23 protein-coding genes are annotated in these 24,976 nt (G+C 65.9%); 9 read left to right on the forward strand and 14 right to left on the reverse strand.

The annotated features are described in order from the left end of the window. The first annotated feature begins 42 nt into the window (after positions 1 to 42). Positions 43 to 330, forward strand: a complete 288-nt coding sequence (locus tag M2299_RS02380; RefSeq protein WP_059064613.1) for a hypothetical protein — start codon at positions 43 to 45, stop codon at positions 328 to 330. 156 nt (positions 331 to 486) lie between these two features. Here M2299_RS02380 and M2299_RS02385 read toward each other — a convergent pair whose 3' ends face one another. Genes M2299_RS02385 through M2299_RS02395 form a run of 3 tightly spaced genes read right to left on the reverse strand, consistent with a single transcriptional unit; the run spans position 487 to position 5,596 of the window. Further along, complete coding sequence (locus M2299_RS02385; protein ID WP_025876842.1) at positions 487 to 3,660, reverse strand: multidrug efflux RND transporter permease subunit; 3,174 nt, start codon at positions 3,658 to 3,660, stop codon at positions 487 to 489. A 14-nt stretch (positions 3,661 to 3,674) separates the two neighbouring features. After that, entirely contained in the window at positions 3,675 to 4,940 is a 1,266-nt protein-coding gene (locus M2299_RS02390; protein ID WP_025876844.1) for an efflux RND transporter periplasmic adaptor subunit, read from the reverse strand. After that, on the reverse strand, positions 4,940 to 5,596 hold the full coding sequence (locus tag M2299_RS02395; protein ID WP_099784744.1) for a TetR/AcrR family transcriptional regulator: 657 nt from the start codon (positions 5,594 to 5,596) through the stop codon (positions 4,940 to 4,942). The genes M2299_RS02390 and M2299_RS02395 overlap by 1 nt, the downstream gene beginning before the upstream one ends. 250 nt (positions 5,597 to 5,846) lie before the next feature. Between M2299_RS02395 and M2299_RS02400 the strand changes: the two genes are divergently transcribed. From M2299_RS02400 to M2299_RS02410, 3 genes are all read left to right on the forward strand, one after another. Then, entirely contained in the window at positions 5,847 to 10,823 is a 4,977-nt protein-coding gene (locus M2299_RS02400; protein WP_280883776.1) for an NAD-glutamate dehydrogenase domain-containing protein, read from the forward strand. Positions 10,824 to 11,022: 199 nt separating this feature from the next. Continuing rightward, entirely contained in the window at positions 11,023 to 11,796 is a 774-nt protein-coding gene (locus M2299_RS02405) for an NAD kinase (RefSeq protein WP_025876850.1), read from the forward strand. 46 nt (positions 11,797 to 11,842) lie between these two features. Next, a complete protein-coding gene (locus M2299_RS02410; protein ID WP_025876852.1) occupies positions 11,843 to 12,787 on the forward strand; it encodes a 5'-nucleotidase in 945 nt (314 codons plus the stop codon). Positions 12,788 to 12,862: 75 nt separating this feature from the next. Here M2299_RS02410 and M2299_RS02415 read toward each other — a convergent pair whose 3' ends face one another. From M2299_RS02415 to asnS, 11 genes are all read right to left on the reverse strand, one after another. Then, positions 12,863 to 13,414, reverse strand: a complete 552-nt coding sequence (locus M2299_RS02415; protein WP_280883777.1) for a DUF2939 domain-containing protein — start codon at positions 13,412 to 13,414, stop codon at positions 12,863 to 12,865. A 73-nt stretch (positions 13,415 to 13,487) separates the two neighbouring features. Next, positions 13,488 to 14,174, reverse strand: coding sequence for a DUF2461 domain-containing protein (locus M2299_RS02420; protein ID WP_100436572.1), 687 nt, complete (start codon positions 14,172 to 14,174; stop codon positions 13,488 to 13,490). Further along, the gene (gene sbcB / locus M2299_RS02425) at positions 14,171 to 15,610 is read right to left on the reverse strand and encodes an exodeoxyribonuclease I (protein ID WP_280883778.1); all 1,440 of its coding nucleotides are present in this window, start codon (positions 15,608 to 15,610) and stop codon (positions 14,171 to 14,173) included. The genes M2299_RS02420 and sbcB overlap by 4 nt, the downstream gene beginning before the upstream one ends. Beyond that, positions 15,610 to 16,977: an NAD(P)/FAD-dependent oxidoreductase gene (locus M2299_RS02430; protein ID WP_032976306.1), complete on the reverse strand. Its 1,368-nt coding sequence runs from the start codon at positions 16,975 to 16,977 to the stop codon at positions 15,610 to 15,612. Before M2299_RS02430 ends, sbcB begins: the two co-directional genes overlap by 1 nt. A 29-nt stretch (positions 16,978 to 17,006) precedes the next feature. Next, the gene (kynU, locus tag M2299_RS02435) at positions 17,007 to 18,281 is read right to left on the reverse strand and encodes a kynureninase (protein ID WP_280883779.1); all 1,275 of its coding nucleotides are present in this window, start codon (positions 18,279 to 18,281) and stop codon (positions 17,007 to 17,009) included. A gap of 167 nt (positions 18,282 to 18,448) precedes the next feature. Continuing rightward, on the reverse strand, positions 18,449 to 18,970 hold the full coding sequence (locus tag M2299_RS02440; protein ID WP_025876865.1) for a 3-hydroxyanthranilate 3,4-dioxygenase: 522 nt from the start codon (positions 18,968 to 18,970) through the stop codon (positions 18,449 to 18,451). Positions 18,971 to 18,991: 21 nt separating this feature from the next. Beyond that, the gene (can, locus tag M2299_RS02445) at positions 18,992 to 19,654 is read right to left on the reverse strand and encodes a carbonate dehydratase (protein WP_006376530.1); all 663 of its coding nucleotides are present in this window, start codon (positions 19,652 to 19,654) and stop codon (positions 18,992 to 18,994) included. A gap of 73 nt (positions 19,655 to 19,727) precedes the next feature. Continuing rightward, positions 19,728 to 20,366, reverse strand: coding sequence for an FMN-binding negative transcriptional regulator (locus tag M2299_RS02450; protein WP_280883780.1), 639 nt, complete (start codon positions 20,364 to 20,366; stop codon positions 19,728 to 19,730). Positions 20,367 to 20,375: 9 nt separating this feature from the next. Then, positions 20,376 to 20,690, reverse strand: coding sequence for a hypothetical protein (locus M2299_RS02455; RefSeq protein WP_025876872.1), 315 nt, complete (start codon positions 20,688 to 20,690; stop codon positions 20,376 to 20,378). A gap of 7 nt (positions 20,691 to 20,697) precedes the next feature. After that, entirely contained in the window at positions 20,698 to 20,997 is a 300-nt protein-coding gene (locus tag M2299_RS02460) for a hypothetical protein (protein WP_006376524.1), read from the reverse strand. A gap of 33 nt (positions 20,998 to 21,030) precedes the next feature. Beyond that, positions 21,031 to 22,425: an asparagine--tRNA ligase gene (gene asnS, locus M2299_RS02465; RefSeq protein WP_012511556.1), complete on the reverse strand. Its 1,395-nt coding sequence runs from the start codon at positions 22,423 to 22,425 to the stop codon at positions 21,031 to 21,033. A 130-nt stretch (positions 22,426 to 22,555) separates the two neighbouring features. Between asnS and M2299_RS02470 the strand changes: the two genes are divergently transcribed. The 5 genes from M2299_RS02470 (at position 22,556) to rplI (ending at position 24,969) form a co-directional block, all read left to right on the forward strand. Next, entirely contained in the window at positions 22,556 to 22,894 is a 339-nt protein-coding gene (locus M2299_RS02470) for an iron-sulfur cluster assembly accessory protein (RefSeq protein WP_033831500.1), read from the forward strand. Positions 22,895 to 22,987: 93 nt separating this feature from the next. Next, positions 22,988 to 23,530, forward strand: coding sequence for a CbrC family protein (locus tag M2299_RS02475; protein WP_280883781.1), 543 nt, complete (start codon positions 22,988 to 22,990; stop codon positions 23,528 to 23,530). 201 nt (positions 23,531 to 23,731) lie between these two features. Next, positions 23,732 to 24,169 carry a 30S ribosomal protein S6 gene (rpsF, locus tag M2299_RS02480; protein ID WP_025876882.1) on the forward strand — a complete coding sequence of 146 codons (438 nt, stop codon included), beginning with the start codon at positions 23,732 to 23,734 and terminating at the stop codon, positions 24,167 to 24,169. Positions 24,170 to 24,180: 11 nt separating this feature from the next. Beyond that, positions 24,181 to 24,411: a 30S ribosomal protein S18 gene (gene rpsR / locus M2299_RS02485; protein ID WP_002804494.1), complete on the forward strand. Its 231-nt coding sequence runs from the start codon at positions 24,181 to 24,183 to the stop codon at positions 24,409 to 24,411. 105 nt (positions 24,412 to 24,516) lie between these two features. Further along, complete coding sequence (gene rplI / locus M2299_RS02490) at positions 24,517 to 24,969, forward strand: 50S ribosomal protein L9 (protein WP_025876905.1); 453 nt, start codon at positions 24,517 to 24,519, stop codon at positions 24,967 to 24,969. Positions 24,970 to 24,976 lie beyond the last annotated feature (7 nt).

A 24,976-nucleotide genomic window follows, 5' to 3' on the forward strand; every position in this document is an offset into this window, starting at 1 on the left:
GCATGCTGCTGCAATGCGGATCGTTTTTTCTGGAGATACCGCATGATCTACCGCGGCTGGGGCTTCATGACGCTGGTGACGCCGATTGCAGGCATCCTGTTGCTGGCTTACTTCTTCCCGCACGACGGCGCCAAGGGCAACATCCCGCTGCAGCAGGTGCTGCTGGGTGGTGGCATCGGTGCGGCAGTGAACGTGCTGCTGGGGCTGTGGCTCAACCGTGCGCCGCGGCTGAAGGGGGAGGCCGCGCCCCATCATTTCTTCTTCGTGCCCATGCAATGGGTCGCATTGGTGATCGTTGCAGTGTGCGTGATGATCTCGCTGCTGCGCTGACACGTCGCCTTGGAGAGCGCCAACCGAGGTTGGCGGCTACCTGGCATGCCGCTGCTTTTGAATCCATGCCAACCTTGGTTGGCATGGATTCAAAAGCAGCAAAGAAAAAGGCCCCGGATCGCTCCGGGGCCTTTCTCGTTTCAATTTACCGCCGGATCAACGATCCGGGCGGTGGGCGCTTTCCGCATCACGCTGGCGGCCGAGGAATTCCTTCGACGGTTCATCCAGCTTGTCGCCCAGCATGCGGCGCACGACCACGAAGAACACCGGGATCATCAGCAGGCCGAGCAGGGTGGCGAACAGCATGCCGCCGATCACGCCGGTACCGATGGCGTGGCGCGAGTTGGCGCCGGCACCGGTGGAGATCGCCATCGGGATGACGCCCATGATGAACGCGAAGGACGTCATCAGGATCGGGCGGAATCGCAGGCGCGCCGCTTCGATGGTGGCATCGCGCAGGGTCTTGCCCGCCGCACGCTGCTCCACCGCGAACTCCACGATCAGGATCGCGTTCTTCGCGGCCAGGCCGATCACCGTGATCAGGCCGATCTTGAAGAACAGATCGTTCGGCAGGCCACGCATCATCGACAGGGCGAGTGCGCCCAGAACGCCAAGCGGTACCACCAGCAGCACCGCCACCGGGATCGACCAGCTTTCATACAGCGCGGCCAGGCACAGGAACACCACCACGATGGACAGCACCAGCAGCAGCGTCGCGGCGTTGCCTGCCAGGATTTCCTGGTAGGACAGGCCGGACCAGTCGTAGCCAAAGCCTGCCGGCAGGTCGTCGTTGACGATGCCTTCCATGGTCTGCATCGCTTCACCCGAGCTGGTGCCCGGTGCCTGCGAGCCGACGATGTTGATCGCCGAGTAGCCGTTGTAGCGGCTCAGCGACGGCGGTGCCGAGACCCATTCGGACTTGACCACCGTGCTCAACGGAATCATAGCGTTGGTGCCATCGGCATTGGTGGTCAGGCTGGACGGGCTGTAGAAGCTCTTCAGCGATTCCTGGCCAGTGCGGTACGGACCATCAGCCTGCATGGTCACGCGCTTGATGCGGCCTTCGTAGAAGAAGTCGTTGACGTACACCGGGGCCAGCATCAGCTGGATGGTGCTGTACACGTCCGACACCGACATGCCCATCGACTGCGCCTGCACGCGGTCCACGTGCAGCTGCAGCTGCGGGGCGTTTTCCAGGCCGTTCGGGCGCACGCCCACCAGGTGGTCCGGCTTCTGCGCGGCCTGGCCGAGCAGGATGTTGCGGGCCTGGGTCAGCTGCTCGTAACCGGCACCGCTGCGGTCCTGCAGCCACATGTCGAAGCCACCGAACTGGCCAAGGCCCTGCACGGTCGGCAGGTTGACCACGAAGATCTGCGCTTCCTTGATGCCGTAGAACGCGCCGTTCATGTTCTGGATGAATTCCGGAGCAGTGAACTTGCGCTCTTCCCACGGCTTCAGGCGGATGAAGCCCATGCCCACGTTCTCGCCGGAGCCGACGAAGCTGAAGCCGGCCACCTGCAGCATGCCTTCATAGCCATCCTGCTTTTCCAGGATGCCGCGCATCTGTGCGAACGCTTCGTTGGTCTGGCTCTTGGTCGAGCCGGGCGGCAACTGCACGATCGCCAGTGCATAGCCCTGGTCTTCCTCAGGCAGGAAGCTGCCCGGCATGCGGGTGAACAGGAAACCGCACAGCGCGGTCAGCACCACGAACAGGATCATCCAGCGTGGTGCATGGCGCACCGCGGAGGTGATGTGGCCCACATAGGTGTGGCTGATCTTGTCGTAGTACTTGTTGAAGGTGCGGTAGACGATGTTCGGGTTGTCGTTGTGCGTCGGCTTGAGGAACGTGGCGCACAGCGCGGGGGTGAAGCCCAGTGCGAGGAACGCCGAGAACGCCATCGAGATGGCGATGGTCAGGGCGAACTGCTTGTAGATCTCACCGGCCGCACCGCCCTGCAGGGCGGAGGGGATGAACACCGCCGCCAGCACGACGGTGATGGCCACCACCGCACCGGTGATCTGGGTCATCGCCTTCTGCGTGGCCGGCTTCGGCGCCAGGCCTTCCTCGGTCATGATGCGTTCGACGTTCTCGATCACCACGATCGCGTCATCGACCACGATGCCGATCGCCAGCACCATCGCAAACAGGGTCAGCTGGTTGATCGTGAAGCCGATCATCCACATGCCCAGGAACGTACCCAGCAGGGCCACCGGGATGACCAGGGTCGGGATCAGGGTGGCGCGGAAGTTCTGCAGGAAGATCAGCATCACCAGGAACACCAGCAACACCGCTTCGAACAGGGTCTTGACCACTTCCTGGATCGAGATCTTGACGAAGGTGGTGCTGTCGTACGGCGAGAACCAGGTGACGCCGGCCGGGAAGCTGGGCTGCAGCTCGTCCATCTTGCCGCGCACCGCCTCGGCCACGTTCAGGGCGTTGGCGCCCGGCAGCAGCTGGATGGCGAAGGCACCGGTGGGCTTGCCGTTGTACTGGGTATCAAAGCCGTAGTTGTTGGCACCGAAGGCGACGCGGGCGATGTCCTTCAGCAGCACGCGCGAGCCATCGGCATTGGCGCGCAGGATGATGTTCTCGAACTCCTGCGGCGAGCTGAAGCGGCCTTCGGCCGACACCGTGGCGGTGAAGTGCTGGCCTTCCGGCGACGGGTCGGAGCCCAGCGCACCGGCGGCGAACTGCACGTTCTGCGCGCGTACTGCCGCCAGCACCTGGCTGGCCGACAGGCCATAGCCCTGCATCTTTTCCGGGTTGAGCCAGATGTTCATGGCGTACTCGGAACCGAACTGCTGGGTGCTGCCGACGCCGGGGATGCGCGAGACCTGGTCGAGCACGCGCGAACCGACGATGTCGTTCAGTGCGTCACGGTTGATCGTCGGCGTATCGGACTGCAGCGCCACCACCATCAGGAAGCCGGCGTTGGCCTTGGCCACCACCACACCCTGCTGGGTGACTTCCGAAGGCAGTCGCGGCGTGGCCAGCGAGACCTTGTTCTGCACCTGCACCTGGGCGATGTCCGGATCGGTACCGGTCTCGAAGGTCAGGGTGATCGAGGCGCGGCCGTTGGAGGCCGATGAGGAGCTGAAGTACAGCAGGTGATCGATGCCGGTCAGCTGCTGCTCGATCACCTGGGTGACCGATTTCTCCGTGGTATCCGCACTTGCGCCCGGGTAGGTGGCCGAGACGGTCACCTGCGGCGGGGCGATGTTGGGGTAGGACTCCACGCCGAGGTTGAGGATCGCGATCACGCCGCTGAGCGAGATCAGGATCGCCACCACCCAGGCGAAGACTGGATGTTCGATGAAAAATTTAGGCATGACGGAAGGTCCCGTTACTGCTTGTTCGATTCGGTGGCGGCCGGCTCGGCCTTGTCGGCCTGGTCAGCCTTGGCCGGTGCCTTGGCGTCGGCCGGAGCTGCGGCAGGCGCGCCCGGAGCAGCGCCGCCGGCGGCAGGCTTGCCGTTGGCGTCCTGGCCCGGGGTCCACGGCTTGGCCGTGGCCGGCGTGCCTTCCTTGACCTTCTGCACGCCGGCGACGACCACCTTGTCACCCGCGGCCAGGCCCTCGCTGACCAGCCAGTTGCCGTTCTGCGCGCCGTCGGTCTTGACGTTCTTGCGGACGACCTTGCCGTCGGCACCCACCACCATCACATAGCCGCCGTTGGTGTCACGCAGCAGGGCCTGCTGCGGCACCAGGTAGGCATTGTTGCGCTCGCCCAGGTTGGCCTGGAAGCTGACGAAGGCGCCCGGCAGCAGGATCTTCTGCGGGTTCGGCAGCACCGCGCGCAGCGACACCGCGCCGGTGGCCGGGTCGACCGTGGTCGAAGAGAAGTCCAGCGTGCCCGGCTCGCTGTAGGTGCTGCCGTCGGCCAGTTTGACGTTGACCGTGGCCTTGCCGTCGCCGGACAGGGCCAGGGTGCCCTTGGCCTGCTGCGCACGCAGCTGGGTCAGTTCATCCACGCTCAGCGAGAAGTTCACATACAGCGGGTCGAGCTGGTCCACGGTGGTCAGCAGGGTCACATCGCCCTGGCCCACCAGCGCGCCTTCGGTGACCTGCTGCTTGTTGGCCACGCCACTGATCGGGGCGGTGACTTCGGTGTAGCCCAGGCTGATGCGCGAGGACGTAACGGTGGCTTCGGCCTGCTTGACCGCGGCCAGCGCGGTGCGCTCGGCCGACTCGGCATTGTCCAGGTCGGCCTTGGACACGAACTTCTGCGGCGCCAGCGAACGGGCGCGGTCAGCGGCGACCTTGGCGTTGGCGTAGGTCGCGCGGGCCGAAGCCAGCTGGGCCTCGGAGGCGTTGAGCGAGGCGCGCAGGGGCGCCGGGTCGATCAGGAACAGGGTCTGGCCCTGCTTGACCTCGCTGCCTTCCTGATAGACGCGCTTGAGCAGCACGCCGGGCACGCGGGCGCGCACATCGGCGCTGCGGAACGGCGACAGGCGACCGACCAGCTCGCGCTGCAGCGGCAGGGTCTGCGGCTTGGCGTCGATCACGCCCACCTCCGGCGGTGGGGGCGTCGGCTGTTCCGGCTTCTTGCAGGCAGCTACGGCGACAGCAACGGCGCACGTCAAGGCAAGGGTGCGGAGTGGGGCGGTCATCAGGAGGAACTCCGGGGTTGGTTTGAAGACGGGGCCGGCGAGGGCTGCGGCGCGAACGCGCGCAGGAAGCCATCGACGGAGAACTCTGCCCAGCGCCGACGCAATGCAGCGTCATCACGATGGGGGGTATGGAAGCGCTGTTTGTCGAAATCCTGACCGGCAATCATGCTCAGCAGCAGTTCGGCCATGAAGTGCGGGTCGTCATGCCGCAGCAGCCCGCGACTGCAAACGGTTTCAATCCATTCAGCAAGATGAAGTGTCAGCGCGCCGGCGCCATGCCGGTACAGCGTACGCGCCTCTTCGGGAAACTGTGCTGCATCGGCGGCGATCAGGCGGCAGGCCTGGCCGACGTGGGGCTGGTTGAAGTGCTCCAGGAAGTCGGTGGCGAACTGCAGCAGGCTGCCACGCAGGTCGTCACCGCGGAGTGCACGCAGCATGGCCCCGGTGGCGTGACCGACGTGGCGTTGCATGACCCGCCGCAGCAGGGCCTGCTTGTTGCCGTAGCGCGAATACAGGGTCTGCTTCGAGCAGCCTGCATGCTGGGCGACCGCGTCCATGCTCATCTGCATGCCCTGTCGGGCAAGCAGTTCGCGCACGGCGTCGAACACGCGCTCATCACGCGCGTCGAGGGCGACAGGAAGGTAGGCCGGATTCACGCGGTGGACTATACCGTCCAGTTCAGGATTGTGGAATCGCGCCGATGTTGCCGCATGTGTCTTCCGGTAACACGTTTTGCCGATCCTGTCGGCAACGCTGTGCGACTGCGATGCCCATACCGGTGCGAACTGAATAGGGCGTCTAAACCGCAGCAAACCCGAATCTGGTTATTCCGTCCTGCAGCAAGGCCTTTTCGTGCGGTAGGGCTACAATTTCATTTTCCCAACTGAGCAAGCGCGCCGCTCTGCCATGAAACCGCAAAAAACCGCAGCCAAGACCGTGAAAAACAAAAGCAAACCAGTTGAGTCGGAGGTCGCAGTGACCGCTGGTTTCTCCCTGGAGCCGGTGTACACGGCCTTGCGCAAGCGTTACCCCGCGGCCGCCCAGGCCGAGGCAGTGGCATTCGCAGCCGATTTCTACAAGCGCATGGAGGCCGACGAGTTCCCCCATCACAGCGCTGAGGAGTGGGCCGCGCTCGCAGCCGAAACGCTGGAATTCGCCCGTGCCCGCAAGGCCGGCAAGGCCAATGTCCGCGTGTTCAATCCGACGGCGAAGGCCAACGGTTGGGAATCGCCGCACACCGTGCTGCAGATCATCAACGACGACATGCCGTTCCTGGTCGACACCGTGACCATGTCGCTGGCCGAGCATGGCGTGGGCGTGCATGTGCTGGGCCACCCGGTGCTGCATTTCACCCGTGACAAGGCCGGCAAGCTGACCAAGGTCGGCGAGGGCCAGCTGGAATCGGTGATGCTGCTGGAGATCGACCGCCAGCCGGCCGAAGCCATGGCAGACATCGAGCAGGCCATCAACAAGGCGCTGGATGAAGTGCGCGCCATCGTGCGCGACTGGCAGCCGATGCAGGACAAGGCGCTGGCGCTGGCCGACGACCTTGGCAGCCGCCAGCTGCCGGTCGACGCTGCCTCGCGCAAGGAAGCACAGGAATTCCTGCGCTGGGCCGCCGACAACCACTTCACCTTCTTCGGCTACCGCGAGTACCGCGTCGAGAAGCAGGGCAAGGAAGACGTGCTGGCGCCGCTGAACGACACCGGCCTGGGCCTGATGCGCGGCAAGGACAAGTCCGCTGCACGTCCGGTCAAGACCCTTGCCGCGCAGGGCCTGAACACCACGTCCGGGCTGAAGGACGCGCTGATCCTGACCAAGACCAATGCCCGTTCGCGCGTGCATCGTGCCGGTTACATGGATTACATCGGCGTGCTGGAATTCGACGCCAAGGGCAGGATCATCGGCGAACAGCGCTTCCTCGGCCTGTTCACCTCCAGCGCCTACAACCGCCGCCCGTGGGAAATCCCGCTGGTGCGCCAGCGCTACGAACACGTGATGAAGCAGTCCGGCCTGGCCGGCTCCAGCCATAGCGGCAAGGCCCTGCGCCACATCCTGGAAACCCTGCCGCGCGAAGAACTGTTCCAGTCCAGCGAGGACGAACTGTTCCGCACCGCGATGGGCGTGCTGGGCCTGCAGGAGCGCGTGCGCAGCCGCCTGTTCCTGCGTCGCGACAAGTACAGCCGTTTCATTTCCGCGCTGGTCTACCTGCCGCGCGAGCGTTTCAACACCGACGTGCGCCTGCGCATCGAAGCGATGCTCAAGGAAGCGCTGCACGGCGAGTACGTGGACAGCTCGGTGGTGCTGGGTGAATCGCCGCTGGCCCAGGTGCACCTGATCGTGCGTCCGAAGCCGGGCGAAATGCTCGATGTCGACACCGCCGAACTGGAACTGAAGCTGGCCCAGGTGCTGCGCAACTGGCAGGACGACCTGCGCGAAGCGCTGGTCACCCGCCATGGCGAAGCCGAAGGCCTGCGCATCGCTGCGCGTATCGGCAAGGCGCTGCCGGCCGGTTACATCGAAGACAACAGCACCGCCGTTGCCGCCAACGATGTCAGCCAGCTCGATGCGCTGACCGGTCCGGACGACCTGCGCCTGAGCCTGCAGGCCGTGCCGCGCGAATCCGGCGATGGCCTGCGCCTGAAGCTGTATCGCCAGCTGGATGACATCCCGCTGTCGGACGCGCTGCCGATGATGGAAAACATGGGCCTGCGCGTGATCGCCGAGCGTCCGTACCGCCTGTCGGTGGACAACGCGCCGGTGTACGTGCAGGACTTCGAGGTCGAGTCGACCGCTGGTGCGATCGATGCGGCCAGCGTCGATGAAGCCTTCGGTGAGACCTTTGCCCGCGTCTGGCACGGCGATGCCGAGAACGATGGCTTCAACCGCCTGGTGCTGGCTGCCGGCCTGCACTGGCGCCAGGTCGCCATGCTGCGTGGCTACTGCAAGTACCTGCTGCAGACCGGCGTGCCGTTCTCGCAGGCTTACGTCGAAGGCACCTTCACCCGCTACCCGTTGCTGGCACGCCTGCTGGTGGAACTGTTCGAAGCCCGCTTCGATCCGGCCACCGGCCATGAAAGCAAGGAAGACATCGCCGCCGGCCAGGCGCAGCTGAAAGCCCACCTCGAGGTGCTGGCTGCCGGCGACGAGGCCACCCTGAAGGTGCTCAAGACCGTGGTCGACGCCCGCAAGGGTGACCGCGATGCGCAGATGCAGGCCGCGCGCGAAGCGCTGCTGAAGCTGATGGACCGCGTGTCGAGCCTGGACGAGGACCGCATCCTGCGTTCCTTCATGGGCGTGATCGATGCGACCCTGCGCACCAGCTACTACCAGACCGATGCCAATGGCCAGCACGGCCATGTCATCAGCTTCAAGTTCGATTCGGCCCTGGTGCCGGACCTGCCCAAGCCGCGCCCGTACCGCGAAATCTTCGTGTATGGCCCGCGCGTGGAAGGTACCCACCTGCGCTTCGGTGCCGTCGCCCGTGGCGGCCTGCGCTGGTCGGATCGCCGCGAAGACTTCCGTACCGAAGTGCTGGGCCTGGTCAAGGCGCAGATGGTCAAGAACACCGTCATCGTGCCGGTCGGCGCGAAGGGCGGCTTCTTCGCCAAGATGCCGCCGGTGAACGGCGATCGCGATGCGATCTTCGCCAACGGCGTGGCCTGCTACAAGCTGTTCATCCAGGGCCTGCTGGACATCACCGACAACATCGTCAACAACAAGATCGTGCCGCCGGTGGATGTCGTGCGCCATGACATGGACGATCCGTACCTGGTGGTGGCCGCCGACAAGGGCACCGCGACCTTCTCCGACATCGCCAACGGCCTGGCCATCGCGCACGGCTTCTGGATGGGCGATGCGTTCGCCTCCGGCGGTTCGGTTGGTTACGACCACAAGGGCATGGGCATCACCGCGCGCGGCGCATGGGAGTCGGTCAAGCGCCACTTCCGTGCACTGGGCCGTGACAGCCAGACCCAGGACTTCACCGCGGTTGGCGTCGGCGACATGTCCGGCGACGTGTTCGGCAACGGCATGCTGCTGTCGCGCCACATCCGCCTGGTCGCTGCGTTCGACCACCGCCACATCTTCCTGGACCCGAACCCGGATGCAGCGACCACGTTCGTCGAACGTGAGCGTCTGTTCACCGTGCCGCGTTCGAGCTGGGCGGACTACGATGCCAAGCTGATCAGCAAGGGCGGCGGCGTGTATCCGCGCAGCCTGAAGTCGATCGAGATCACCCCGCAGGTGCGTGAAGCGCTGGGCCTGGACGAGAACGTCAAGGCGCTGTCGCCGAACGATCTGATGAGCGCGATCCTGAAGGCACCGGTCGACCTGCTGTGGAACGGCGGCATCGGTACCTACGTCAAGGCCGCCAGCGAGCAGCACAGCGATGTCGGCGACCGCGCCAACAACGCCCTGCGCGTGAATGGTGGCGAGCTGCGCTGCAAGGTGGTGGGCGAGGGCGGCAACCTGGGCATGACCCAGCTGGGCCGCATCGAAGCTGCCCAGGCCGGCGTGCTGCTCAACACCGACTTCATCGACAACTCGGCCGGTGTGGATACCTCCGACCACGAAGTCAACATCAAGATCCTGCTCAACGATGTGGTGCGGGCCAAGAAGCTGACCGTCGAGCAGCGCAACAAGCTGCTGGCGTCGATGACGGACGAAGTCGCCGCGCTGGTGCTCAACGACAACTACCGCCAGAACCAGGCCCTGAGCCTGATGGAGCGGATGGCGGTCAAGCGCCTGGGGTCCAAGCAGCACTTCATCCGTACCCTGGAACAGCAGGGCCTGCTGGATCGCCAGATCGAGTTCCTGCCGTCCGACGCCGAGCTGTCCCAGCGCAAGGCGCGCGGCCAAGGCCTGACCCGCCCGGAACTGTCGGTTCTGCTGTCCTATTCCAAGCTGGTGGCGTTCGCGCAGCTGCTGGATTCGGACATCCCGGAAGATCCGTACCTGTCCAAGGAACTGCAGCGCTACTTCCCGACGCCGTTGCAGAAGAAGTACGCCGACGCGATGGAGCGTCACCGCCTGAAGCGCGAAATCATCGCCACGGCCGTGACCAACCAGACCATCAACCGCATGGGCGCCACCTTCCTGATGCGCATGCAGGAAGACACCGGCCGCTCCATTGCCGAGGTCGCCAAGGCCTACACCATCAGCCGCGAAACGCTGGATGCACGCGCGCTGTGGGCGCAGATCGATGCCCTCGACGGCACGCTGCCGGAGTCGGTGCAGATCGACGCGCTGGAAGTGATCTGGAAGCTGCAGCGTTCGTTCGTACGCTGGCTGCTGTCGCGCCCGGGCCCGATGCCGGGCATCACCGAGGCGGTCAACCGCTACCAGGGTCCGTTCAACGACATCCGTGTTGCTTCGGGTGTGCTGCCGGATTCGCAGCGTCCGACCTACGAAGCCCTGGTGGCCGAGTGGAAGGAAAAGGGCCTGCCGTCGGCGCTGGCACAGCAGCTGGCCGAACTGCACTTCCTGGAGCCGGCGTTCGACATCATCGAACTGGCCCGTACCCGCAAGCTGAAGCCGGTGGATGTCTCCAAGATCCACTTCCGCCTGGGCGACGCCCTGCAGCTGCCGTGGCTGTTCGAGCAGATCGACGCGCTGGAGGTCAACGGCCGCTGGCACGCGGTGGCACGTGGCGTGCTGCGCGACGAACTGGCCGCACACCACCGCAGCCTGGCCGGCCAGGTGCTGGCCACCAAGGGCAGCACCGCTGAAGCCAAGGTGGCCGCGTGGATCGGTCGAGACGACAGCAGCCTGCGCTTCACCCTGGCGATGCTGGCCGAACTGGCCGAGCAGAAGACCCTGGACTACCCGACCGTTTCGGTCGCGGTGCAGCGCCTGGGTCAGCTCGCTGCCCACGGCGTGTAAGTGATGTAGTGCCAGGCCACGCCTGGCATGCGTGAACCGGAACGGCCCCGCGAAAGCGGGGCCGTTTTTTCTTGCGGACGACCGCCGGGCATGGCCCGGCGCTACCGATGTACGGCGGAGCAGGTAGCGCCAGGCCATGCCCGGCGAGCGCAGCGGCGCTCGGTTATGCTCTCCACCAAGCCTTCCCCCGGATCCACCGATGAGCGACACCCCCCGCATCGCTTTCCTGGCCAGTACCACCGAACCTGCACAGATGGCCCGCGCAGCGATGGTCTCGCGCTATGGCGACCACGCCCCGGACCAGGCCGACGTGCTGTGCCCGCTCGGCGGCGATGGCTTCATGCTGCAGACCCTGCATCGTCACGGACACCTGGGCAGGCCGGTATTCGGGATGAAGCTGGGCACGGTGGGTTTCCTGATGAACCAGTACCGCGGCGACGACGACGTGCATGCGCGTATCGCCCGTGCCGAGCCGGCCCACCTGCGCCCGCTGGAAATGATGGCGCTGACCGAATCGGGTACCACCACCGGGTCGCTGGCCTACAACGACGTCTCGCTGCTGCGCCAGACCCGGCAGGCGGCGCATATCGGCATCGACCTCAATGGCCAGGAGCGGGTGGGTGAACTGATCGGTGATGGCGTGCTGGTGGCCACCCCGGCCGGAAGCACCGCCTACAACTATTCCGCACATGGGCCGGTACTGCCGTTGGGCTCGCACACCATCGCCCTGACGCCGCTGGCCCCGTATCGCCCGCGGCGCTGGCGCGGCGCCATCCTCAAGGCCGACACCGAAGTGCGCTTCCGCGTGCTCGATCCCTACAAGCGTCCGGTCAGCGTCACTGCCGATTCGCACGAGACCCGCGATGTGGTCGAAGTGACGATCCGTGAGTCGCGCGAGCACCGGGTGACCCTGCTGTTCGACCCGGAGCACAACCTCGAAGACCGGATCCTGAGCGAACAGTTCGTTTTTTGACGACAATAGGCGGCCGGCACTGCCGACCGCTTGAAGGACCCCACCGATGGGCGACAACTCCCCCCGTTTGCTGACCGTCGCGGTGACCTCGCGTGCGTTGTTCGACCTGGAAGAAAGCCATGCGCTGTTCGAGAGCGATGGCGTGGCTGCCTATGCCGAGTACCAGCGCCAGCACGAGGACGACGTCCTCGGGCCGGGCGTGGCCTTCCCGGTGGTGCGCAAGCTGTTGGCGCTGAACCAGGGCGCCAGTCCCGAGAACCCGCGCGTGGAAGTGATCCTGCTGTCACGCAACTCGGCCGATACCGGCCTGCGCATCTTCAATTCCATCCAGCACTACGGGCTGGGCATCATCCGCGCGACCTTCACCGCCGGTGAGCCGACCTGGCCGTACGTGAAGCCGTTCGGTACCGACCTGTTCCTGTCGGCCAATCCGGAATCGGTGCGCAGCGCGCTTCGCCATGGCATCGCCGCGGCGACCATCCTGCCCAAGCCGCCGGGTGAGACCGCTGCCGCTGCCGCCGACCAGATCGACATCACCCGCCCGGCCGGGCAGCTGCGCATCGCCTTCGATGGTGATGCGGTGATCTTCGGGGACGAGAGCGAGCGCATTTCGCGCGAGCAGGGCGTGGAAGCCTTTGGCCGGCACGAACGCGAGCGTGCACGCGAGCCACTCAGTGGCGGTCCATTCCGCGGTTTCCTCTCTGCGCTGCACACGCTGCAGGAAGTGTTCCCGGCCGGCGACAGCGCGCCTATCCGCACGGCGCTGGTGACCGCGCGTTCTGCACCGGCGCATGAGCGGGTGATCCGTACCCTGCGCGAATGGGGCGTGCGCCTGGACGAGGCGCTGTTCCTTGGGGGGCGGCACAAGGGCCCGTTCCTGCAGGCATTCGGTGCCGACATCTTCTTTGACGATTCGCAGCACAACATCGACAGTGCGCGTGAACACGTAGCCGCCGGCCACGTGCCGCATGGTGTCGCCAACGAAGGGTGAGGTGGTAGCGCCGGGCCATGCCCGGCGAGCGCAGCGGCGCCCATGGAAACGCCGGGCATGGCCCGGCGCTACCGGTTACGGGCTGCCTGACATCCCCAGCTGCAGGTCCACCACCTTCCAGCGCAGGCCCTGCGGTTCCAGCACTACCTTCAACGGTGGCTGGCCGGGACCGCGATCGACGTCGACCACGAAGCGGTCCAGGGCTTCGAAGTGGTGTTCGGCGTTCTTCAGCGGTCGCGCCGGCTCGGTTGCACCCAAGGCCTCGCCGCCCTGCAGTTCATTGCGGCCGCGCTTCCACAGCACGTGGCCCTGCATCATCGCACCGATGCCGGTGGGGGTGACCATCGTGTCCACCGCGGCGCCACCCAACTGATCACCCAGCCCGTACAGCAGGGCGCCGAAGGGACTGGCAGCCACCTCGGGGCCGGCCTGGCGCACCAGGTAGTCATTGAGCTGGGCGCGCAGGCTGGTACGCACGCGTGGGAAATCCACGTAGCGCTCCAGACGGGCGGTGTCCCGTTGTTCGATGGCCTTGGACAGGCCATGCACGGTCAGGTAGGGGCCGCCGAACCACCAGGCGGCCACCACAGCGATCAGCAGAACGAGGATGCCAATGAGCTTCTTCATGCTGCACAGCCTGCCGCAAGTACGGTTGCCGGTGGTGAACGGCGGGTGATCCCAGCGATGCCACCGGCGCCGTTCAGAACTCCAGATCCAGTGCAGCGCACAGGTAGTCCACGAACGGGCCGAGCGCCGCCAGGTCCTTGCCGAGCGTGGACAGCAGGCGCGGGCCGGTCATCGTGGCATCGTCCAGCGAACGCCACATCACCCAGTTGCGGTGCTTGAGGTCATCGATGAACTCGAAGTCGGCCGGGAAGCCGCGCGGTGGGCGCACCAGCTTCTCGGTTTCCTCGAAGTCGAAACGCCTGCGCAGCGCCGGTGCGTGCGCAGCCGCCTTCCAGCTGCCCGGGTTGTCGAGGATGAAGTGGCGGACGCGGCGCTGGGTTTCCGGTTCGGGATGCCACAGCCCGGCGCCGACGAAGCTCTCGCCCGGTTGCAGGTGCACGTAGAACGAGGGTGCGGCCACTTCACGGCGGCGCTCATGGAACAGGCGCGCACCCTGCCAGGTCTTGTACGGCGATTTATCGTTGGAGAACCGCGCGTCGCGGTGGATGCGGAACAACGAGCCGCCCACACCACGCGTGTCTGCGCGGAAGTGTCCGCTGACCTCGGCCAGGGCCGGCTGCAGGTCGCCCAGCAGGCGCAGGAACGGCTGCCGCACGTGGTCTTCGTACTGATGGCGATGGTCGTTGAACCAGGTCTTGTCGTTGTGCAGCGCCAGGCTGCGCAGGAACTTGAAACTGGCATCGGAGAAATAGGTGCTCACAGGTCCTCCTGCAGGTGCTGGCCCCAGTCACGCAGCGATTGCAGCAGCGCGGCGCGGCGGGCATCGTCGGGCGCCTCGGCTGCCAGCGCGTCGAGCTGCTGCTGGAACTGGGCCAGGTTGAGTTCGCCCATGCCTTCCTCACCGAACAGGCGCTGGCGGCGATAGGCTTTCCAGCGCTCGCGTTCTTCCGGTGCGAGGCTGTCGGGATGATTGCGGGCGCGATAGCGGAACAGCAGTTCCGGCAGGCGCGGATCGCGGAAGCGGCCTTCCAGTGCGGCCAGCTGCTCGGCGGGCGTGGTCCGTGCCAGTGCCAGCAGCGGCTTGTCGCCGGCGCCGAGGAAGCCGTCGTACAGCGATGCATCCACATCGGAAACGCTCGCCGCGCGCGGCTGGTTGTAGACCTGGCGCGCCTTCTCGGCCAACTGCGGCGCGAACGCGCGCAGGCGTTCGGCCTTGGCTTCGATCGCCGCCACGTCCAGCCCGAGTCGTGCGTGGTCATCAGCGCGCAGGTGGTTCCAGGCCACCAGCGCCGGCACCTTGTTCAGGTGCACTTCCTTCAACGGCACCCGGGCCACGCCTTCAGGCAGTTCGCTGGCGCGCAGGTACAGGCGCTGGGCGATCACTTCGGCGGGCAGTTCCAGCAGGTCATCGATGTCGCCGTCGAGATCGAACACGATCACCCGGTTGTTGATGGTCGGATGTACCGCCAGAGGCAACACAGGTGCCGCGCACAGGCGGCTGGCCGGGTAGCGCATCGAGATATGCAGCACCGGCTTCAATGCAGTGATGTCGAGCAGGCTGCCGACGAAACGCTTGTCGCGCAGCTTCAGCGCGTAGTCCCACAGGCGCGGCTGCGACTGCTTGAACAGGCGCGCCATGCCGATCGTCGCGCGCACGTCCGACAGCGCTTCGTGGGCATCGCCCTCGCGCACGCCGTTGGCCTCGGCCAGATGCTCCAGCTTGAACGAGGTGGCGCCGTCCTCGCGCTTGGGCCAGTGGATGCCGTCCGGGCGGACGGCGTGCATCAGCCGCAGCATGTCCAGCAGGTCCCAGCGCGAGTTGCCGTTGCGCCACTCGCGTTCGTACGGGTCGTGGAAGTTGCGGAACAGGCCGTAGCGGATGAACTCGTCGTCGAAGCGCAGGGTGTTGTAGCCCAGTGCGCAGGTACCGGGGCGCGAGAGCTGCTCGTTGATCCGATCGAACGCCTCGGCTTCGCTGATGCCTTCGGCCAGCGCCTGCTGCGGCGTGATGCCGGTGACCATCGTCGCCATCGGCGAGGGCAGCAGATCATCGGCCGGGCGAACGAAGAAGCTGACCGGCGTGTCGATCTCATTGAGGTCGCTGTCGGTACGGATTGCCGCGTACTGGGAGATACGGGTACGACGTGGATCCTGGCCGAAGGTTTCCAGGTCGTAGAACAGGAAGCTGTCGGCCATCAGTGCGCGCCCTCCAGCACCGGCAGCTGCGCATGGATCTGCGCCTCCAGTGCGTTCCAGTCGATGTTGTCCAGGGTGTCGTGGCCTGCGGTGGCGGCGATCAGCATCGCGCGCTGGAGGTCGGTGCGGCGCAGTGCCTCGGCATAGGGCGTGTGCAGGAACGTCACCATCGTGTAGTGCGGGACGAAACGCGTGGGCCAGCGCCGCTGCAGTTCCTGTTCCAGCTCACGCTGCAGCAGGAAGGCCGGATCGGCCACCCTGTCACGCATCTCCAGATAGTTTTCCAGCGCCATCTGCTGGATCGCACGCGCGTTCGGCTTGCGCTCGGCTTCGAATGCGGCGAACGCACTCTGCAGGTCGTCCGCCTCCATCAGATGGCGGGCCAGCGCCACGCAGTCCTCGAACGCGCAGTTCATGCCCTGGCCGTGGAACGGCACCATCGCATGCGCGGCGTCACCGATCAGCACGGCACGTGCCTGCTGGTGCCAGCGTTGCAGGGTGAGGGTGCCGAGCAGGCCGGGCGGATGCTGCTCCCAGTCTGCACGCAGGTTGGGAATCAGCGGCAGGGTATCGGCGAACTCACGCGCGAACAGCGCTTCGGCCTGGGCGCCGGTGGTGACCGTGGCGAAGCTCGGATCGCCATCGTTGGGCAGGAACAGGGTGACGGTGAAGGTGCCCTCGTGGTTGGGCAGGGCGATGCACATGTAGTGGCCACGCGGCCAGATATGCAGGGCATTGCGCTCGATGCGGAAGCCGCCATCGTCGCTCGGCGGAATCTCCAGTTCCTTGTAGGAATGGTCGAGGAAGGCAATGTCCTCGCCCAGCGGTTCGCGCCGGTTCATCGCCGCACGCAGCGCCGAGCCGGCGCCATCGGCACCCACCAGCGTATCGAAGCGGATATCGTGCGGGCTGTCGTCACGATCATCGATGAAGCGTGCGTAGCCGGCATCGAAATCGACGGTGTGCAGGCGGCGGTGGAAATGCACGGTGGCGCCGGCCTGCTCGGCCAGTTCCAGCAGCGTGGTATTCAGGTCGCTGCGATGGATCGACCAGATCACTTCGCTGTCGTCGCGACCATAACGCTGCAACTGCGGCTCGCCCTCGCGCGGATGCACCATGCGCCCGCGCATCATCACCGCCCGCGCCATCACTTCGTCTTCCACGCCGGCCTGGCGCAACGCGTTGCGCCCGCGCTCGGCCAGGGCCAGGTTGATCGAACGGCCGCTTTCGTAATCGGCGATGCGCGGATCGCCACGGCGTTCGTACAGGGTGATGCGCCAGCCCTGCCGTGACAGCAGGATGGCCAGCAGGGATCCGGCCAGGCCGGCGCCGACAATGCTCAGCGAGCGGGATGCATGTGCGATCAACGAACTGTCCAGCAGTAGGGGAGGGCGGCTTACAGGCCAGCCCAGGCTTCCACTTCCTCGACGAAGTGGTGCACGTCGAGGTAGCGGTTGTAGAGCGGGGTGGGCGAGATGCGGATCACGTCCGGTTCGCGCCAGTCACCCAGCACGCCGATGGCGCGCAGGTGTTCGAACAGGGCGCGTCCACGCTCGCGGCCACCGATCACCCGCAGCGACAGCTGGCAGCCGCGGCGCTCCGGCTCGGCCGGGGTGACGATCTCCAGCACCTGCGGCAGGCGCGCGCGTACCAGTGCGTCGAGCATGCCGGTCAGTGCCAGCGACTTGCTGCGCAGCGATTCCATGCCAGCGCGTTCGAACAGGTCCAGCGATGCCCGCAGTGGCGCCAGGCCGAGGATCGGCGGGTTGCTCAGCTGCCAGCCCTCGGCACCCACCGCCGGCGTGAACTGCGGTGCCATCTGGAAGCGGGTGGCTTCGTCGTGGCCCCACCAGCCGGCAAAGCGCGGCAGCGTGGTGTCGCGATGATGGCGCTCGTGCACGAAGGCACCGGCCACTGCGCCGGGGCCGCTGTTGAGGTACTTGTAGTGGCACCACACGGCAAAATCCGGCGCGATGTCATGCAGGCGCAGCGGCAGGTTGCCGACCGAGTGCGCCAAGTCGAAGCCGATGCGCGCACCCTGCAGGCGTGCGGCGCGGGTGATCGCATCGAGGTCGAAGGCCTGGCCGCTGCGGTACTGCACGCCGGGCCACAACACCAGCGCCAGGCGCGGACCGTGCGTGGCGATCGCACGCTCGATCGCAGCCATCGAGATCGTGCCGTTGGCTTCATCCGGCTGCACTTCCACCAGGCAGTCGGCCGGGTCGAAGCCATGGAAGCGGATCTGTGCCTCCACTGCATGGCGGTCGGTCGGGAACGCGCCGGCTTCCATCAGGATCACCGGGCGTTCGGCCGTGGGCCGGTAGAAGCTGACCATCATCAGGTGCAGGTTCACGCTCAGCGTGTTCATTGCCACCACTTCGCTGGGCAGCGCACCGACCACGCGGGCCAGCTGTGCGCTGACCAGGCGGTGGTATGACAGCCATTGGGTCGGCCCGGTGAAGTGGCCTTCCACCGCCAGTTCGCCCCACTGCTTCATCACTTCCTGCACTGCAGCCTGTGCGCCGCGTGGCTGCAGGCCCAACGAGTTGCCGACGAAGTAGGTCTGCTCACCGCCACCGTGGCGCGGAATCAGGAATTCCTGCCGCAGCGGCCGCAGCGGATCGGCGGCATCAAGGGCAATGGCGTGTGTGCGGCTGAGCAGGTCGGACATGGTCGGGCAACAGGCTGCAACGGGGTTGCCAGTGTAGCGCCTGGGGCATCACCCGGTAGCTGCGCACCCAGCGCCAGCGCCGCATGATCCGATAGTGGCCAACCTTGGTTGGCGCACGTGCGAACAAGTGCCCACCAAGGTGGGCATCTACCGGGGGCGGAGCGCCGTCAGGCCGCCACTGGCGCCGGCAACGGATCCACGTGGCCGCACGCGCTGCAGGTGCGCAGTTCCAGGCTGGCCTGGTAGTGCGCGAACACCTTCGGCAGGTCGGTCTCGATGTTCTGCAGCGTGAAGTACTCTTCGTGCAGCTTGTGGTTGCAGCGTTCGCAATGCCAGATCACGCCGTCGCGTTCATGCGGCAGGCGCTTGCGCTCGACCACCAGGCCGATGCCACCGGGCGGGCGCCGCGGTGAGTGCGGCACCTTGCCCGGCAGCAGGAAGATTTCGCCGGCACGGATCGGGATATCGCGCACCGCGCCATCCTCCTGCACCTTCAGCACCATCTCGCCTTCCAGCTGGTAGAACCACTCCGGGCCTTCGTCGTAGTGGAAATCGGTGCGGCTGTTCGGCCCGCCGACCACCATCACGATGAAATCGCCGTTGTCGATCATCTTGTTGCCGACCGGCGGCTTCAACAGATGCCGGTTTTCCTCGATCCAGCCCAGCAGGTTGATGGGGGAGGCAAGCATGGGGGTGTCCGTAAGGGAGTGTCAGTCGCGCCGGCCGCGGCGCGGAACGTAGGACAGGGCCTTCTCGTAGGCCGGCTGCAGTTCTTCCGGTGCGCCCACGTCGATGCCCATTTCGCGCACGCGGCCGTCCTTCAGGCTGTACACCCAGCCGTGCACCATCAGCTTCTGGCCGCGGGCCCAGGCGTCCTGCACGATCGTCGAGCGGCAGGCGTTGACCACCTGCTCGATCACGTTCAGTTCGCACAGGCGGGCATGCTTCAGCTCCGGCTCCTCGATCGCATCCATGATCGCCGCGTGCTTCTGTGCCACGTCACCGACATGGCGCAGCCAGTTGTCGGCCAGGCCCACCCGCGTGTTGTTCAGGCTGGCGTGCACGCCGCCGCAGCCGTAATGGCCAACGATCAGGATGTGCTTCACCTTCAGCTGGTCCACGGCGTACTGGATCACGCTGAGGCAGTTCAGGTCGGTATGCACCACCACGTTGGCCACGTTGCGATGCACGAACACCTCACCCGGGGCCATGCCGATGATCTGGTTGGCCGGCACGCGCGAATCGGAACAGCCGATCCACAGGTATTCCGGATGCTGCTGCTTGGCCAGCTGATGGAAGAAGTCAGGATCTTCCTTCTCGATCCGGTCAGCCCATTCGCGGTTGTTCTGCAGCAGCTTGTGGATGTCTTTCATGTTCGGGGTCCCTGACGTCGGGTGGGGGCAAGGCGCGGCCGTTCTGGTCGCGTCGTCGCGGGAAACAGAGCGCTCAGCTGCCTGCGGCGGCTTCGTCGCGATACCGGCGCATCCACTGCGCCAGTTCGGTGGAATGGGGATTGTCCAGGCGTTCCAGTTCGGCCATCACCGCCTGCTGGTTGGCCTCGGGGTGGTTCTGGCTCAGCTTCAGCGTCAGCTGCACCTGTTCGACGGTAAAACGGAAGCCGACGATGCCGCGCAGCTGGCGGCGGTGGTCGTCACGCTCGGGTTCGAACCGCCAGTCCTGGCCGACGCTGGCTTCGAAGTGGTCGCCGGTATCGCTGACCAGCTGGGCCAGGGCATCGGTATCGTCGAAGGGCTGCAACTGGCCGCGCAGCTCGGCGGCGGCGTAGTTCCAGGTGGGCACCCGTGCCATCGGTTCCTTGTCCGGGTACCAGCTGGCCGATACATAGCCATGCGGCCCGTCCACCAGCACCTTGGCCGCACCGCTGTGGCGTGCCTGCGGGTTGGCACGGGCCCAGTGGCCACGCAGCTCGATGTGGTCGCCGTCGCGCTGGTACAGCACCGGCAGCCGGGTCAGTTCCGGCAGGCCATCGCCACCGGCGGTCAGCACGGTGACGAACGGATCACGCGCCAGCAGGCGATCCAGCCACAGCAGGTCGGTCTCGGCGAAAGCGCGCGGGGTGAACATCGGTTGGCCTCAGGCGCGGCTGCCAAGCGACTGCACCATGCGCCCGCGCAGGCCTTCGTCGCTGCCTGCCTGCGGTGGCTGCACTTCATGCAGCGAGAAACCGCGCACCAGCGCATCTTCTTCATCCAGGCCGTCGTACTCGACGAACTCGGCATCGAACAGCTGCGAGCGTGCAGTGTCTTCGCTGTCGTAGCTCAGCGTATTGCCATCGCTGTCCAGCACTTCGGCAGTGCCGGCCTCGCGGATGCGCAGGCGTGCCCAGATCAGGGTGTTGCCGAGGCTGGCCAGCCACCAGCTGTCGCGGACGTGGGAAAGGTCGTTCATGTGTGTCTTACCAGAGCGAGGCCAGCCAGAGCAGGGCAGCCATGCCCAGTCCGGCCAGCAGGGTCAGCAGCGATACCCAGGCGGGCGTCGCCAGCCCGGACAGCGAGCGGTCCGGCTGGGTGCGGTATTCGCGCCGCAGCAGCCAGCCCAGCGCATCGGGCTTGAGGAAGGCGCCACTGCCGAAGCGCTGCGCCAGCGCCGGATGGCGATCGCGCACATGCACCAGGGTCAGCGGCCAGAAAATCACGAAGGCACTGAACCCGGCCACTGCAACGCCGACGAAACACAGGGCGAAGAACAGGGTCATGGGGGCAGTACCTCCGTGGTCGTGCGTGTGGGCTTAGAAGTCCGCGCTGCCCGGGGCGCGCGGGTAGGGGATCGCATCGCGGATGTTGGACAGACCGCAGACGTACACCACCAGGCGCTCGAAGCCCAGGCCGAAGCCGGCGTGCGGTACCGAGCCGTAGCGGCGGAAATCGCGGTACCAGCTGTAGTGCTCGCGATCCAGGCCGAACTGCGCCATGCGTGCATCCAGCACGTCCAGGCGCTCTTCGCGCTGGCTGCCACCGATGATCTCGCCGATGCCCGGGGCCAGCACGTCCATCGCCGCGACGGTCTTGCCGTCATCGTTCAGGCGCATGTAGAAGGCCTTGATGTGCTCGGGGTAGTTGGTCACCACCACCGGGCGACCGACGTGTTCCTCGGTCAGCCAGCGCTCGTGCTCGGTCTGCAGGTCCAGGCCCCATTCGACCGGGAAGTCGAACTTCTTTCCGGACTTCTGCAGCAGGCTGACCGCATCGGTGTAATCGATGCGTTCGAACGGCGCGTTGATGAAGTCTTCCAGCTTGGTGATCGCGTTCTTGTCCACGCGCTCGGCGATGAAGGCCAGGTCGTCGCCGCGCTCGTTGAGCACCGCGCGGAACAGGTACTTCAGGAATTCCTCGGCCAGGCGTGCGTCTTCGGCCAGGTCGGCGAAGGCGATTTCCGGCTCGATCATCCAGAACTCCGCCAGGTGGCGGGTGGTGTGGCTGTTCTCGGCGCGGAAGGTCGGGCCGAAGGTGTATACCTTGCTCAGCGCCAGGCAGTAGGCCTCGACGTTCAGCTGGCCGGACACGGTCAGGAAGGTTTCCTTGCCGAAGAAGTCGCGGCTGAAGTCGATCCCGCCCTGGGCGTCACGCGGCAGGTTCACCATGTCCAGGGTGGACACGCGGAACATCTGGCCGGCGCCTTCGGCGTCGGAGGTGGTGATGATCGGGGTGCTGATCCAGTTGAAGCCGTTCTCGTGGAAGAAGCGGTGCACGGCCTGGGCCAGGCAGTTGCGGATGCGGGTGACCGCGCCGAACAGGTTGGTGCGCGGGCGCAGGTGCGCCACTTCACGCAGGAACTCCGGCGTCATCGGCTTGGGCTGGATCGGGTAGGTGAGCGGGTCTTCGACCCAGCCGACCACCTCGACCGCGCTGGCCTGGATCTCGAACGACTGGCCCTTGCCCTGCGACTTCACCAGCGTGCCGGTGGCCACCAGCGAGCAGCCGGTGGTCAGGCGCTTGATCTCGTCGAAGTTGGCCAGCGCGTCGCCGGCCACGACCTGGATCGGGGCGAAGCAGGAGCCGTCGGTCACATTCACGAAAGCCAGATTTGCTGAACCGCGCACCGTGCGCACCCAACCGCGTACCGTGACTTCGCCACCTTCCGGGATCTTCCCGGCAAGCGCATGTTCAACGCTGACCACCGTCATGACTTGAATCCTCTGCTGATCGACTCGATCTATGAACACGGGAGTTTACCGGTTGCAGCGTTCTGCTTGCGAGGCATTTCTGCGGTCATCGGCTCCCTATAATGTCCCGGTACCTCTGGAGTGATCCACCATGGCTGTCAGCCTGACCCCTATTGCCTTCGAGCGCGTGCAGCGCTTCGTCGCCCAGACCCCCGGCGCGCTGGGCCTGCGTTTTGGCGTGACCAAGACCGGCTGCTCGGGCTGGGGCCACATCACCGACCTGGCCCGCGACGAGCGCGCGGACGACACCGTGTTCGACCAGGACGGGGTGAAGATCTATGTCGACGCCAAAAGCCTGGCCCTGGTGGACGGCACCGTGATCGACTTCGGCAAGCACGGCCTGAGCGAGACCTTCACGTTCAGCAACCCGAATGCCACCGCCGAGTGCGGCTGCGGCGAGAGCTTCACCACCGACGCCGACAAGGCCTGACGGCCGGTTCTGGCGCCCGCCGGACGTGGTCCGGCGCTATCGGAACCTGCTCTGGTAGATGCCGACCTTGGTCGGCAGGGAGGGGATCCACGGATGGAACGACCGCTTTTCATTTATCACCCCAACGCCTACGCCCTCTCCTTCGAAGAGGTCGACGGGATCTGTGACTGCTGCGGTCAGTCGCGGACGCTTCGTTACCGGGGGCCGTTCTACACACCTCTGCGTCCCGATTACCTGTGCCCCTGGTGTATTGCCGATGGCAGGGCAGCGGCCAGTTACGAGGGTGAATTCACCGGCTGGAGTGACATCGAGGGGGTGTCGCCGGACCCGGCCGATCCGTCACCGACCATCGCCCGTGAGCTGCTGCTGGAGATCTGCGAGCGCACCCCGGGCTACTCGTCCTGGCAGCAATCGGTCTGGCTGAGCCATTGTGAACGGCCCTGCGCCTTCCTCGGCTATGCCGGCAGCGAGGACCTCCTGCCCATCCTCGATCAGGTCCGGCCGGACGTGGCCGAGGTCAACCCGCGCGACGCCGACTGGTTGCTGGAACACCTGAGCCGGGACGGGGAGATGGTGGGGTGTCTGTTCCAGTGCCTGCAATGCGGCCAGCACCGCCTGCATGTGGACCTGGGGTAGCCCGGGGCGGTTTCCGCGTTCGCTGGGCATGGCCCGGCGCTACCAGGTTCAGGTCGCTCTGCGGCTCGCCGGTTGCCCGGCAGCCCCATCTGCGCCATAATGCGCGGCTTCCTGCCTCCCTGGCAGGATCCCTTGCCCCACCGCGGTATCAACGGCGGGGGGCTGTCCGGCCGCAAGGCCACATCCGAAAGGTAGAAAAACATGAGTCGTCATTACGAAATCGTGTTCATGGTCCACCCGGACCAGAGCGAGCAGGTCCCGGCCATGATCGAGCGCTACAAGTCGCTGGTCGAGAACGGCAACGGCACCATCCACCGTCTGGAAGACTGGGGCCGCCGCCAGCTGGCGTACCCGATCCAGAACCTGGTGAAGGCGCACTACGTGCTGCTGAACATCGAAGTCGACCAGGCCGTGCTGACCGAGCTGACCGAAAGCTTCCGCTTCAACGACGCCGTCCTGCGCAACCTGGTCATCAAGCGTGACGAGGCTGACACCGAGCAGTCGCTGATCATGAAGAGCAAGGACGAGAAGGGCGACAAGCCCGAGCGTGGTGAGCGTCGTCGTCGTGATGACGAAGAAGGCGAAACCACCCCCGCCGCTGACAACGATGCCGGCGACGACGCCGCTTCGGCCGCCTAAGGAGCACTGACATGTCCAAGTTCTTCCGTCGCCGCAAGTTCTGCAAGTTCACGGCCGAAGGTGTCAAGGAGATCGACTACAAGGATCTCAACACCCTTCGCCAGTACCTGACCGAGAACGGCAAGATCGTGCCGAGCCGCGTCACCGGTACCAAGTCGAAGTACCAGCGTCAGCTGGCGACCGCCGTCAAGCGCGCTCGCTTCCTGGCCCTGATTCCGTACACCGACAACCACGACGTCTGATGCCGGCGGGGCAGCTTCGCGCTGCCCCCGCTGTGCCAGCTATTCGGACAGCCTTTGTTGCGGGGCCCGCGCCTCGCTAACGAATAACTTATCTGGAGCAATACCATGCAGCTGATCCTCCTGCAGAAAGTCACCAACCTCGGCAACCTGGGCGACCTGGTCGACGTGAAGCCGGGCTACGGCCGTAACTTCCTCGTGCCGCAGGGCAAGGCCGTTCCGGCCACCGAGAGCAACAAGGCCGAGTTCGAAGCCAAGCGCGCTGATTACGAAGCCAAGGCCCAGTCCATCCACGCTGAAGCCGAAGCCCGCAAGGCCAAGCTGGAAGGCGCGAGCGTGACCGTCGCCGCCAACGCTTCGACCGAAGGCAAGCTGTACGGCTCGGTCGGCGCCCGCGAAATCGCCGATGCCTTCACCGCTGCCGGCCTGGCGCTGAGCAAGAGCGAAGTAATCCTGGGCGAAGGCGCCTTCCGCAACATTGGCGAGTACGAAGTCCTGGTGCACCTGCACGCGGACGTCGAGACCACCGTCAAGGTCGTGGTTGAAGCCGAAAAGGCCTGATCCCACG

Source organism: Stenotrophomonas sp. 1278 (genome assembly GCF_029892765.1).
In the GTDB taxonomy this organism is placed as follows: domain Bacteria; phylum Pseudomonadota; class Gammaproteobacteria; order Xanthomonadales; family Xanthomonadaceae; genus Stenotrophomonas; species Stenotrophomonas indicatrix.

What these genes read in the sequence shown, in the direction of transcription:
- M2299_RS02380 (WP_059064613.1), top strand. Translation starts at nt 43, where the DNA reads ATGATCTACCGCGGCTGGGGCTTCATGACGCTGGTGACGCCGATTGCA.
- M2299_RS02385 (WP_025876842.1), bottom strand. Translation starts at nt 3,660, where the DNA reads ATGCCTAAATTTTTCATCGAACATCCAGTCTTCGCCTGGGTGGTGGCG.
- M2299_RS02390 (WP_025876844.1), bottom strand. Translation starts at nt 4,940, where the DNA reads ATGACCGCCCCACTCCGCACCCTTGCCTTGACGTGCGCCGTTGCTGTC.
- M2299_RS02400 (WP_280883776.1), top strand. Translation starts at nt 5,847, where the DNA reads ATGAAACCGCAAAAAACCGCAGCCAAGACCGTGAAAAACAAAAGCAAA.
- M2299_RS02405 (WP_025876850.1), top strand. Translation starts at nt 11,023, where the DNA reads ATGAGCGACACCCCCCGCATCGCTTTCCTGGCCAGTACCACCGAACCT.
- M2299_RS02410 (WP_025876852.1), top strand. Translation starts at nt 11,843, where the DNA reads ATGGGCGACAACTCCCCCCGTTTGCTGACCGTCGCGGTGACCTCGCGT.
- M2299_RS02415 (WP_280883777.1), bottom strand. Translation starts at nt 13,414, where the DNA reads ATGAAGAAGCTCATTGGCATCCTCGTTCTGCTGATCGCTGTGGTGGCC.
- sbcB (WP_280883778.1), bottom strand. Translation starts at nt 15,610, where the DNA reads ATGGCCGACAGCTTCCTGTTCTACGACCTGGAAACCTTCGGCCAGGAT.
- kynU (WP_280883779.1), bottom strand. Translation starts at nt 18,281, where the DNA reads ATGTCCGACCTGCTCAGCCGCACACACGCCATTGCCCTTGATGCCGCC.
- M2299_RS02440 (WP_025876865.1), bottom strand. Translation starts at nt 18,970, where the DNA reads ATGCTTGCCTCCCCCATCAACCTGCTGGGCTGGATCGAGGAAAACCGG.
- can (WP_006376530.1), bottom strand. Translation starts at nt 19,654, where the DNA reads ATGAAAGACATCCACAAGCTGCTGCAGAACAACCGCGAATGGGCTGAC.
- M2299_RS02450 (WP_280883780.1), bottom strand. Translation starts at nt 20,366, where the DNA reads ATGTTCACCCCGCGCGCTTTCGCCGAGACCGACCTGCTGTGGCTGGAT.
- M2299_RS02455 (WP_025876872.1), bottom strand. Translation starts at nt 20,690, where the DNA reads ATGAACGACCTTTCCCACGTCCGCGACAGCTGGTGGCTGGCCAGCCTC.
- M2299_RS02460 (WP_006376524.1), bottom strand. Translation starts at nt 20,997, where the DNA reads ATGACCCTGTTCTTCGCCCTGTGTTTCGTCGGCGTTGCAGTGGCCGGG.
- asnS (WP_012511556.1), bottom strand. Translation starts at nt 22,425, where the DNA reads ATGACGGTGGTCAGCGTTGAACATGCGCTTGCCGGGAAGATCCCGGAA.
- M2299_RS02470 (WP_033831500.1), top strand. Translation starts at nt 22,556, where the DNA reads ATGGCTGTCAGCCTGACCCCTATTGCCTTCGAGCGCGTGCAGCGCTTC.
- M2299_RS02475 (WP_280883781.1), top strand. Translation starts at nt 22,988, where the DNA reads ATGGAACGACCGCTTTTCATTTATCACCCCAACGCCTACGCCCTCTCC.
- rpsF (WP_025876882.1), top strand. Translation starts at nt 23,732, where the DNA reads ATGAGTCGTCATTACGAAATCGTGTTCATGGTCCACCCGGACCAGAGC.
- rpsR (WP_002804494.1), top strand. Translation starts at nt 24,181, where the DNA reads ATGTCCAAGTTCTTCCGTCGCCGCAAGTTCTGCAAGTTCACGGCCGAA.
- rplI (WP_025876905.1), top strand. Translation starts at nt 24,517, where the DNA reads ATGCAGCTGATCCTCCTGCAGAAAGTCACCAACCTCGGCAACCTGGGC.